This window comes from Paenibacillus sp. J31R30 (assembly GCF_059692115.1).
Genome location: NZ_JCAUAV010000001.1, coordinates 516154 through 527818 on the forward strand (window position 1 = coordinate 516154; position 11665 = coordinate 527818).

Genomic DNA, 11665 nt, shown 5'->3' on the forward strand with positions numbered 1-11665 from the left:
GAACGAACTTTGAAGAAAATGGTATCAGCTCTAATTGTATTGATAACGATATTTGCATGCTCAAGCATCGTCTTCGCGGAAGATAATCAATCTAACAGCGGTTGGACGGAAATCAGTGCGAGCGTAGACAGCTTGATCGTCTATGTAAGCAGCTCGGAAGGCGATGACTCGTATGACGGACTTTCAACTAGTTCTCCTGTGAAAACACTCGCTAAAGCTGCCTCAATCGTACGTGATGGGTTTCCGGATCATTTGCTTCTAAAAAGAGGGGATACGTGGACCGATGAAACGTTAGGCCGGTTCAAATCGGGCAGAAGTGCAAGTGAGCCTCTCGTACTTTCCTATTACGGTGACTCCGGCGAAAGGCCGAAATTGAAGGTGGGCTCTAACTTTATCGACCACAATGGTCAGGCTCGCTCACATTTGTCTATCATAGGTCTACACATTGTGGCTTATAAAATGGATCCTGCAGATCCAGCGTTCAACGGGACGTCCATGGCGAGCTTGCGCTTCGTTGGCGGCGGAGACAATATCTTAGTCGAAGACTGTAAGCTAGAGTATACAGATATTATTGTCCAAAACTTCGCAGCCTTTAAATATCAGAATTTTAAACTAAGAAGATCGATCGTGACAGATGTCTGGGCACCGAATACGTCTACCAGCAATGCGCTTAGACCATCAGGCATCTATGCGACAAGTGTTGATGGACTTTTACTCGAAGAGAATCTGTTTGATCACAACGGTTGGAATGAGACGGTCCCTGGTGCGGGAGCCAATCAGTACAATCACAATATGTATATCCAGACCAGCAACGTTGGTAACCATGTGGTTGTGCGAGGAAATGTGATTGCTCGTGCTTCCAGTCATGGTATTCATGGTCGTCCAGGAGGCTTATACGAGGATAACCTGATTGTCGAGAATTCCATCGGTTTACAGATGGGTTATAGTGGTACGCCATTGGCAGCCGGAACGTTTGCACATGCCAAGAATAATGTCATTTTGGCAGGAAAAAGAATGGATCCAACCAATAGCACCGCACCAAGAACAGCGGCCGTTTGGGGACTTTGGCTGGATGATCTGGGGAGCGGGACAGTCACGCTAGAGGGCAACATTGTTGCTAATCGTAAAGAGCTGGGCTCCTACGTGGGCATTAGGAATTACGCTGGGATCAAGTATGAGGGGAATATCCAGTATAACTGGGGCGGTGGCATCGGGGATATGTCCAATCCTACTTGGGACGACCCGACGCGATCTGTTGATTCCTACCATGGCACATTAGGCAAAACAGCAACCTTGCAAGCCTTCTTATCAGAAGCTAGAAATCGCGGGTTAAAAGAATGGCCGCTTGAATACACAGCCTATCAGGTCAATGCTTACATTCGCGATGGCTTTAAAGATACGAAAGCGCCTACGGCAACAGTGACATACAGCACAGATGATCCTGCGGCGGAGGAAGTAACAGCTACGATAACACCAAGCGAGACTGTGACCATCACGAATAATGAGGGTTCAAGCAGCTACAGGTTTTTGTACAATGGCAGCTTCACATTCGAATTTGTGGATGCGTCAGGAAATCGTGGTACAGCGATTGCGACTGTTGCGAATATATCATCCAAGAGTAGCGGCAAGCCTGGCAGGCCCGTTCTAAGTGATGATAATGGACACGATACAGGGCTGCTAGATGGTCAATATCAAGTAAAGATGAATTTGTATTACGGAAATAATGGCCGAATTTATAAGCTTTACGAGAATGACGTATTAATTGATACCGTCATTCTAAAGGACGAATCACCAAGCGCCCAATCCGTCACAACGTCCGTATACGGTAAGAAGAACGGCATTTATCGTTACTACGCGGAGCTTACCAACGCATTTGGTACGACAAGAAGCGAAGTCCGCGAGGTGAAAGTAACGAATGCTGCACCAGGCAAAGCAGTTCTATCCGCTGACAATTGGGATGGGGATGGCAGTTATAAGGTTAACATGAATATGTGGTGGGGAACGAACGGCTCGACCTATAATCTGTATGAGAACGACGTGCTCATCCATACACAGACTTTGACACAGCAAACGCCAGCCGCCCAATCCGATGTAGTTCAATTATCGAATCGAAACGTTGGTACGTATGCGTATCGCGCAGAGCTTGTTAATGATGCAGGCGCATCATCCAGTGATGTTTTCATTGTTAAAGTGACGAAGTAAGCACAGTTCTTTACTTGGCGTATCGAGACAAAGGACCGCTCTATATGCGGTTCTTTTGTTCGAATAGTAGAAATTATCGTCAATCGAGTGAATAGGAGTGACATGTAGAATGACTGACAAGCAGCCGAATATCCTTCTTATTATGGTAGACCAACAACGGTATGACTGCTTGGGATACAGTCATGACTACCCTGTGCACACCCCTCATCTGGATAAGTTGGCTGAACAGGGTATGTGGTTCACTCACGCATTCACGCCAATTCCCTTATGCAGTCCTGCTCGACAAGCCTTTCTAGCAGGAAGAAGGGCAGAATCGCTTGGCACCTTATGGAATTACAACTTAGGGCCGCCTATCCCGGATCTCAGCCCAGACGGCTACGTCTGGCCACGTGATTTGCATAGGAATGGGTATCGCAACGGGTATATTGGGAAATGGCATGTGAGTCATGATCACGATCCGCGAGCATTTGGGTATGACACCTATATTGGGGAAGACAGGTATAACCATTTCCGTAAAACCAAGTATCCGGACCAGCCGTTGCTGCATACATTCCCAAGCTACGTCGATGCTGTTCCAATTGAGGATGCGAGGACACATTGGCTTGCAGAGCAGGCCATCCAGGTGATGAAGAACTATCAGCAGCAGGCCGGGCCGTGGCATATTCGTTTTGATCTCACAGACCCTCATCCTCCCTATGTACCTAACCGAGCTTTTGCAGACCAGTATGTGCCTGCTGATATCCCTAAATGGCGCAGCTTCCATGATACCTTTGAAGGGAAGCCCTATATTCAGAGGCAACAGCTGGTAACCTGGGAGCTGGAGCAATACACATGGGAGGATTGGGCACCCATTGTGGCTCATTATTACGCTCATATCACCCAGACAGATGACGCTATTGGTAAACTCCTTGCAGCATTGGAGGAAAGCGGAGAAGCGGACAATACCCTTGTTATCTATACAACGGATCACGGCGATATGTGCGGTAGTCATGGGATGTTCGACAAGCATTGTGTGATGTACGACGATATTGTCCGAGTACCGATGATTGTGCGTTGGCCAGGTGTTGTGCAAGCAGGGAGCATCTGTGATTCGATGGTTTGTAATTTACTTGATCTTGTACCAACGCTCCTTGAAGCAGCAAATTTGCCATTGCCGAACGTTAAGCTGCACGGTCGCTCACTCCTTCCTCTTTTACAGGGGATGACGCCAGAAGATTGGCCGGAGCAGGTTGTCTCGACATATAACGGTCAACAGTTTGGACTCTATATTCAGCGCATGCTGAGGACAAAAGATTGGAAATATATTTGGAATCCGACTGATATCGACGAGCTATATGATCTGCAAAGTGACCCGGATGAGCTTCGTAACGTGATTGAGGATCCCAGTTTAACAACGCTGGTTAGTGAATTTAGAGCGAGATTATACGAGCTGCTGCTAAGGGATGAGGATCGTACAGTAAAGAATATGTGGGTATACAATCAGCTCATCAAAGGTCGAAAGCTCCCACTTCCAAGAATTTCAGAATAAACTACAGGGGGACTTCAAGACATGATGAAGGTTCGGAAGCCCAACTTAACCCTATATAGTAAGCTGGTATTATCCATCATATTGATCGTTGCGCCGCTCTACCTGGTCAATTTGAAAATGAATGAATCGGGATCGAATACCGTTCGTGAGGAAATCGCCAAATCGACGTCGAATCGCGTTCATTTTTATCTGGAGCTGTTGGAGCTTGAATTCAGCAAAATGATGACTTTCAGCAAGGAATACTTGCAGGATGAAGATGTTTTGAAGCTTAGCGTCGCATCACAGGTGATGGAAGATTTCGAGCGGACACGGACGCTCTTAAGGGTGCAGAAGCAGATGATGCTGTTACAAGCATCAAGCAGCTATGTCAGCGATGCGAGCATTTATTTCTCCGACATGGATCGGGCGATTTCATCTGACCAGTCGGTCATTCAGATTAACAGAGATAAATTTCAGGCACTGTCGGTGCCATCCAAGCGACAATCGCCATTTACGCTATGGAATGATCGACTATTTATCAATTTTCCTTATCCGGAATACGCGCTGCCCGTGCAGCAGCCATCGTTTCTGCTAAGCATCGAGTTGAACCAGAAGAAGCTGATGAGTGTACTTTCACAGTTCACGGATGTGCCAGGTGGTGGCGCGATATTGGCGGATAATGATGGGAAATGGAGTATGTCGAGTAGTAAAGATGTCGAGTTGGATGAACAGATGGAACATTGGTTTGCGAATAAACGTTTCGCTGAGAAACCAGTGGGAATCGATACGGAGTCACTACAAATTGGAGATGTCCGTTATTTCGTAGCGTTTGAGAAGTCAAAGGTCTTGGGATCTACACTGTTGATGTATTTACCAGAAACGAGCGTGCTTGGACCACTGCAAAAGTATCGTACATGGTTTTGGGTTCAGTCCGCAGTTTCACTGGTCTCGATTGTTTTCTTCTCCTATATGATTTACCGCCTGATCCATCGACCGCTCAAGACGCTGGTGAAGGCGTTCCGAACGGTAGAGCAGGGGAATCTCAATCAGGAGGTCCATTACCGGTTCAAGGATGAATTCTCCTATTTATTTATCCAGTTTAATGGCATGGTCAAACATTTGAGAATCCTCATCCATGAAGTGTATGAGCAGAAATACCGTGCACAGCATGCCGAGTTCAGGCAGCTTCAGGCGCAGATCAATCCGCATTTCTTATATAACAGCTTCTTTACGCTCTCTAATATGGCACAGAATGAAGAGTATGATAACGTGGCCCTATTTACACGCTATTTGGGCGAATATTTTAAGTTTATTACGCGCGATGGTTCAAGGGATGTAACGCTGGAAGCCGAGCTGCGTTTTGCACGAGCCTTTACGGATATTCAGGCATTCCGGTTCTCCCGCCGCATTAAGGTAGATTTCGATCCAACCCCGGAGGGGTTCGAGCTGATCCACGTGCCGAGACTTATCATTCAACCGTTGATTGAGAATGCCTATAATCATGGTTTGGATAACAAAGTGAAGGATGGCATCATCCGAATTTTGTGTGGCCAGCACGAAGACTATGTATACATCCGTGTTGAGGATAATGGAGATGAACTATCCGATGAGATACTTTCGGGGCTTAGGCGGCGAATGAAAGTTGAAGCGGAATCGATTGAAACAACGGGACTTGTCAATGTTCATCGACGAATTCGCATTCAGTTCGGAGAGCAGGCTGGTCTAGTGCTATCTCGGAGCGATCTGGGCGGACTTCGCGTGGAGATCCGAATTCCGATGGAGGGGCGATAACCTATGTATCGCGTGATGATCGTAGATGACGAGCCGATTCTTGTCGACGGCATGTATCGGCTGCTAAGCGAGATTGAAGATTTCGAGCTGGAGCTGCTTCGCGCTTATACGGGCGCAGAGGCGCTGGAGTGGTTGAACCGGATGCGTATCGATGTGGTTATGACTGATATTCGCATGCCGGGTATCAACGGACTAGAGCTGCATCGGCGGATTATAGAGCGATGGCCGGACTGCAGGGTCATCTTTCTAACCGGCTATAACGACTTCGAGTATGCGCAGGCAGCTCTGCGAAATGGCAGCGTCGATTATATGCTCAAGACAGAGCCACCTGAAGAAATTAGAGCATGCGTTCATCGTGTGATCGTCTCTTTGGCCGAATACCGTGCCAATCAGCAGTTCGTGATCAAAGCGCAAGAGCAGTATCGGCGCGCAATCCCCGCCTTGCAAAGGGAATATTTGCTCGGGCTATGCGAGGGTGCTTATTCAACCTTTAACAGAGGACAGGATGCTTTAGACGAGCTGGTAATTGACTTGCGTGCAAGTGAGCCTATCATGCTCGTAACCGGCAGAGTTGATCGCTGGAAGGAAGATATGCTCCCATCCGATAAGGCACTGTTGATGTACGCGGTTCATAATGTGGCGGAAGAGTTTCTCGCTTCCTGCAACCTATATACGGTTGAGCTGGACCGCAGCCGGTTTGTATGGCTGATCCAGTCCAAATCGGCTGCAGAGGAGGGGGAATTCCCGGGTGAAGAGGCGCACAGTCGATTTATTCGGTTCGTTCACGGCACATTGGAGTTAATTCAATCGACTTGTAAGCAGCTGCTTCAATTACCAATTTCGCTGGCTGCCTCTTTAAACCCGGAGCCTTGGAGCAGCTTGCATCTCGGCTGTGAACGGCTGTGGATGCGATTAAACCGTGGGCTAGGTCTTGGTGAGGAAACGCTGATCATTGACGATTCGAATTCGATTGTTGGCAAGCCGGATTCGTTCGAGCTGCAGAAGCAGGAGATTCGGATTCTGGTTAAACGCATGGCTGGAAGCGAGCTGCTATTCGAGCATGGAGAACCCGGGGAGTATGTTCGGATGTTGCAGGATCTGATGCACTTGTTCGGGCCTTTCTATGCGGACACGCAGTTTTTCATGGAAGTGTACTATGCTGTCGTTTCACAGCTCTTATCGCAGCTGAATAAATGGGGAGGCGAAGGCCAAACCGAGCTGGAGCTTAGCAAACTGACCAGCTTTGAGCTTCATCCGGGGCGCCAAGATGCTTTCCGCTATTTGGTTACGGCTGCCTTAAGAATGCTGGATGTGCAAAAATGCGAGAAGGATGTGCAGTCACATCAGGTTGTGGAGCATTTGAACCGTTACATCGAGGAGCATCTGGATCAAGATTTATCTCTGACGGCGCTGTCGGAAGTCGTATATCTCAATCCTTATTACTTATCCCGTCTGTACAAACAGATTGCCGGCTGCAGCTTGACTGATTATATTATTGGCGTCCGGCTGAGCAAAGCCAAGGAATTGATTGCTCATTCCAATCTGAAGATTCATGAGATTACAAAGCAGGTCGGATTTGAGTCGCCAGCGTACTTTGCCCGCGTTTTCAAGAAAAGGTTGGGGCATACTCCGCAGGAGTATCGAGATATGCTCAAGAGTTGAGGCAATAGGCGATCATGTGTAAATAGTGCAAGCAATGTGCAATTGTTAGTATATAAAGTAAATAATGCCTTTCCTATAATAAAATTGTAACCCAGATGGGATACAAACATCATTTGTTTATTAAAAAGTGGAGGCTACCCTATGAATGCTAAGAAATCTGCAATTTCTCTTCTTGCTTTAAGTGCCATGCTTGCTACGTCGGCTTGCAGCTCATCATCTACACCGTCTTCCAGCACTGTGCCTGTCTCAAGCCCACCTTCGCAGGCTTCTGGACCTATGGAGAAGTACTCCACACCAATCGAAGTATCAACGGTTAGAGTCGTAGATGCCACTGTCAAATTCGCGAACGGCGAAACGATCGAGAATAACGTGTGGTCCAAAACATTCCTGGACGAGTTGGGAATCAAAGTGAAATATAACTGGATTGCCACCACGAACGATGATGCTACACAGAAATTAAATGTCATGATCGCTTCAGGCGATCTTCCGGATTTCTTCGGGGTTACGCCGATCCAGTTAAAGCAGCTGGTTGACGCCGGCATGGTGGAGAATTTAACGACTCTTTATGCGAAGTATGCGACGCCTTTGACAAAGAAATTTCTGGAAGGCGAAGGACCTGAGCAGTTGAATTCCGCCAGATTCAACGGGAAGCTGATGGCAGTTCCGAGTGGAGGCTCGATGATTGACGGCGCACCACTTCTATGGGTTCGTACAGATTGGCTGAAGAAGTTGAATCTGCCGGAGCCGAAGACGATGCAGGACGTATATAAAATATCGGAAGCGTTTGCAAAGCAAGATCCGGATGGCAACGGCAAGAACGATACGTTCGGATTGGGCATCAATAAAGGAATTGGCGCTAGTGGAATCATGGGATTGTCCGGTTACTTCAGCGGTTTCCAGGCTTTTATGGGATCATGGGTGAAGGATCCATCCGGCAATCTAGCTTACGGTTCCGTACAACCGGAGATGAAGCCGGCTTTGCTTAAGCTGCAGGAGATGTACAAATCAGGCTTGATTGATAAAGAATTCGGAGTAAAAGACGGCAACAAAACAGGCGAGGATGCAGTAGCAGGCAAGATTGGATTGTACTTCGGATCGATGTGGAATCCGATCAGTCCGCTGCAGAAAGGAAAGGATCTCGATCCTAAAATGGAGTGGCAAGCGTACCCGCTCGTTTCCGTAGATTCAAAGCCAGCTAAACCATCCGTATCGAATCCAACCTCTTCCTACTATGTAGTAAAAAAAGGTGCGAAGAATCCGGAAGCTCTCTTGAAGATGATTAATCTGTATGCGGAGAAGGGCTGGGGCGAGAAGCAAGACCAGCTTAAATACATTGCCACCAAGGAAGGAATGGAAATTTTCAAATATGCTCCATTCCGAATCGTGCATCCGAATAAAAACATGGATTATCATCTTGCGCTCGCAAATATTATTAAGACAGGAGATAAATCCAAGATAACTCCGGAGCTACAGCAAGGATTAGACAAGCTCAACGCATTTAAGAATGGTGATAATAAAGAATGGAATCATGCACGAGTTTTTGGCGAGGTCAGTTCATTCTCGGTTCTGAATGGATATCAGAAGCAAAACTTGTTGAATATGAATCAATTCTTCGGCGCAGCTACTAAGACGATGGGCGAGAAGAAAGCTACGCTCGACAAGATGGAGATCGAGACGTTCACGAAGATTATTATGGGTGATCCAATTGAAACCTTCGATAAGTTTGTAGACGACTGGAAGAAGCTTGGCGGGGCAGAGATGACGAAAGAAGTCAATGACTGGGCAAAAGGTGCCAAATAAGCATGCACGGCAACAGGAAAAGCTGCGGCCAAAGGCGAATGTCCTTCCCGCAGCTCTTTCTGTAATCCAAAGGAAGGTGATGTCATGATTCTTAAAAAATGGCGGAGCGAGCTGCCTCTTCATCTGATGCTTCTCCCTGCATTAATCATCCTGATCGTCTTTTGTTATTGGCCGATGCTCGGCATTGTTATTGCCTTCCAGCAATTCATGCCGGCGAAAGGCATGTTTGGCTCAGAGTGGGTGGGCTTCAAAAATTTCCTCTACGTTTACAACTTGCCAGATACGTTAAGTATCGTATACAACACCATCTTTATTGCTGTCATGAAGATTATCGCAGGGCTTATCGCCCCGATTACCGTTGCGCTATTGCTAAATGAGATGGTGGGCGAGAAAATCAAACGCAGCGTCCAAACGTTAATCTATTTGCCGCACTTCTTATCTTGGGTCATTCTAGGCGGTGTTCTGATCGATGTGCTTTCCTTGAAAGGCATCGTCAATCAAATCGGCGGCGTGTTCGGATTGGAACCGATTTACTTCCTAGGCAATAACAGCTGGTTCCCTTATGTATTAGTCACAACGGATACGTGGAAAGATTTCGGCTTTGGAACGATCGTGTATTTGGCGGCACTGACGGGCATTAATCCAGCCCTCTATGAGGCAGCGGTGATGGATGGAGCGAATCGCTGGAAGCAGACACTTCATATTACATTGCCGAGCATGATGCCGGTAGTTGTTCTGATGACGCTCCTTAGCTTGGGGAATGTGCTGAATGCCGGATTCGATCAAGTATTTAATCTGTATAGTCCACAAGTATATGAGAGTGGAGATATCATCGACACGTTCGTTTATCGAATCGGTCTAATCGATGCGCAGTATAGCGTTGCTACGGCAGTTGGCTTATTCAAATCGGTCGTATCGCTGTTGCTGATTTCCATTTCCTATTTACTTGCTTACCGGATCGCCGGTTACCGGATTTTCTAGAAGAGGAGTGGGACAATGGTTCAAAATCCAGGAGCTGGCCGAATCCTGTTCGTTACATTCAACTATGTATTTCTCATTGGGCTGTCGATTCTGTGTATTTTGCCGCTAATCCATGTACTGGCTGTTTCGTTCAGCTCAAGTGCCGCAGCCACAGGGGGCTTGGTCAAGCTCTGGCCTGTGCAGTTTACGGCGAGCGCTTATAAATATGCCATGCACAAACCGGAATTTCTTGCCGCTCTCGCTGTTTCGCTCAAGCGTGTGCTGCTGGGTACTTCCATCAGCATGCTTCTTACTGTGCTAACCGCCTATCCGTTATCCAAAGAAAAGCACAAGTTTAGCTGGAGAACTGGCTATGCGTGGGTCATGGTATTGACGATGTTATTTCATGGCGGTTTGATTCCGTGGTATATGACGATCAAAACGCTTGGATTAATTGACTCCATATGGGCACTAGTGCTGCCGGGAGCCGTACCTGTGTTCAATGTCATTCTCTTATTGAATTTCTATCGAGGCTTGCCGAAGGAACTGGAAGAATCCGCCTTCATGGACGGTGCTGGCCACTGGATAACCCTATGGCGCATTTATGTACCTCTCTCTATGCCGGCGCTTGCCACGATTTTCTTGTTCACGATTGTTGCCCAATGGAACAGCTGGTTTGACGGACTCATCCTGATGAATTCACCTGCTAATTATCCGCTGCAGAGTTACTTGCGTACGATTATTGTGAGCAATGATCTGAATATGATGACTTCGACAGATCTGACCTTGCTGCAAGAGCTGTCCGAACGTACGGTAAGAACGTCTCAAATTTTCTTAGGCGTGCTGCCGATTCTTATGGTGTATCCGTTTCTGCAACGTTTTTTTGTCAAAGGCATTGTAATGGGCAGTGTGAAAGGGTAATAAAATCTACAACAGAGACTATAGGAGGCTGATTTTGATGACAAATATATCTATTGCTTCATATTCGTTTAATGGACTGCGGAAGGAAGGGAAGATCGACCTTTTCGGGTACTTAGAGTCGTGTAAGTACCGCTATGGCCTGGAAACGGCCGATATTTGGAACGGCATGCTCCTCAGTACGGAAGAGGATTATCTTCGCAAGGTCAAGGAGGCGCTTGACGACAGAGAGCTTAAACTCGTTAACTTGTGCGTCGACTGGGCGGATCTTTGGCACGACGATCGTGAACAGCGGGAGGAGCTTCGTCGTAATGCGTTTGCCCATCTGCGAGCAGCAGAGTATCTAGGAGCTCGAACCATGCGCATTGATTTCGGAGTACGTGATCAGACGGATCTAACAGAGGAGCAGTTCGACTGCATTGTTTCCGGTTATAAGGAATACAGCGAATTTGCTTACAACGCTGGTTTCAAGGTAGGACCCGAAAACCATTACGGTGTCCAGCTTTATCCAGATGTCATGATGCGTGTTTCTGAAGCGGTTGACCACCCGGCATACGGGATTTTGCTTCATTTTAACCGCTGGCGCAGTGATATTGAGAATGGTGACCGGAGAGTTGCCAAGTACATTATGCATACCCATCTAGATGCCACTAATACGGTGAATCGCTTGGAGGAATGTCTTTCTATTTTGCGCGATGCCGAATATAAAGGCTGTTTAGGCTTAGAGTACAATGCCCCAGGGAATCAATATGCTGAAGTGGAATGGCTGGTTGCGTCAGTAAAGCGAGCTCTTAAAGCGAGATAATGACAACTAAAGGAGATTAA

The 11665-nt window shown here is 47.2% G+C and carries 8 protein-coding genes; all 8 read left to right on the top strand.

Annotation, left to right across the window (positions count from 1 at the left end; genetic code table 11):
• Window positions 1-18: 18 nt before the first annotated feature.
• The 8 genes from AC58QO_RS01680 (at window position 19) to AC58QO_RS01715 (ending at window position 11645) form a co-directional block, all read left to right on the top strand.
• Window positions 19-2202 carry a hypothetical protein gene (locus AC58QO_RS01680; RefSeq protein WP_497264361.1) on the top strand — a complete coding sequence of 728 codons (2184 nt, stop codon included), beginning with the start codon at window positions 19-21 and terminating at the stop codon, window positions 2200-2202.
• A 109-nt stretch (window positions 2203-2311) separates the two neighbouring features.
• Complete coding sequence (locus AC58QO_RS01685) at window positions 2312-3730, top strand: sulfatase family protein (protein ID WP_497263465.1); 1419 nt, start codon at window positions 2312-2314, stop codon at window positions 3728-3730.
• A gap of 21 nt (window positions 3731-3751) precedes the next feature.
• On the top strand, window positions 3752-5500 hold the full coding sequence (locus AC58QO_RS01690; protein ID WP_497263467.1) for a sensor histidine kinase: 1749 nt from the start codon (window positions 3752-3754) through the stop codon (window positions 5498-5500).
• A gap of 3 nt (window positions 5501-5503) precedes the next feature.
• The gene (locus AC58QO_RS01695; RefSeq protein WP_497263469.1) at window positions 5504-7162 is read left to right on the top strand and encodes a response regulator; all 1659 of its coding nucleotides are present in this window, start codon (window positions 5504-5506) and stop codon (window positions 7160-7162) included.
• Between the two features lie 141 nt (window positions 7163-7303).
• The gene (locus tag AC58QO_RS01700) at window positions 7304-8962 is read left to right on the top strand and encodes an extracellular solute-binding protein (RefSeq protein WP_497263471.1); all 1659 of its coding nucleotides are present in this window, start codon (window positions 7304-7306) and stop codon (window positions 8960-8962) included.
• Window positions 8963-9046: 84 nt separating this feature from the next.
• Entirely contained in the window at window positions 9047-9943 is an 897-nt protein-coding gene (locus AC58QO_RS01705) for an ABC transporter permease (protein WP_497263473.1), read from the top strand.
• A gap of 15 nt (window positions 9944-9958) precedes the next feature.
• Window positions 9959-10843 carry a carbohydrate ABC transporter permease gene (locus AC58QO_RS01710; RefSeq protein ID WP_497263475.1) on the top strand — a complete coding sequence of 295 codons (885 nt, stop codon included), beginning with the start codon at window positions 9959-9961 and terminating at the stop codon, window positions 10841-10843.
• A gap of 37 nt (window positions 10844-10880) precedes the next feature.
• Window positions 10881-11645, top strand: a complete 765-nt coding sequence (locus AC58QO_RS01715; RefSeq protein WP_497263477.1) for a sugar phosphate isomerase/epimerase family protein — start codon at window positions 10881-10883, stop codon at window positions 11643-11645.
• Window positions 11646-11665 lie beyond the last annotated feature (20 nt).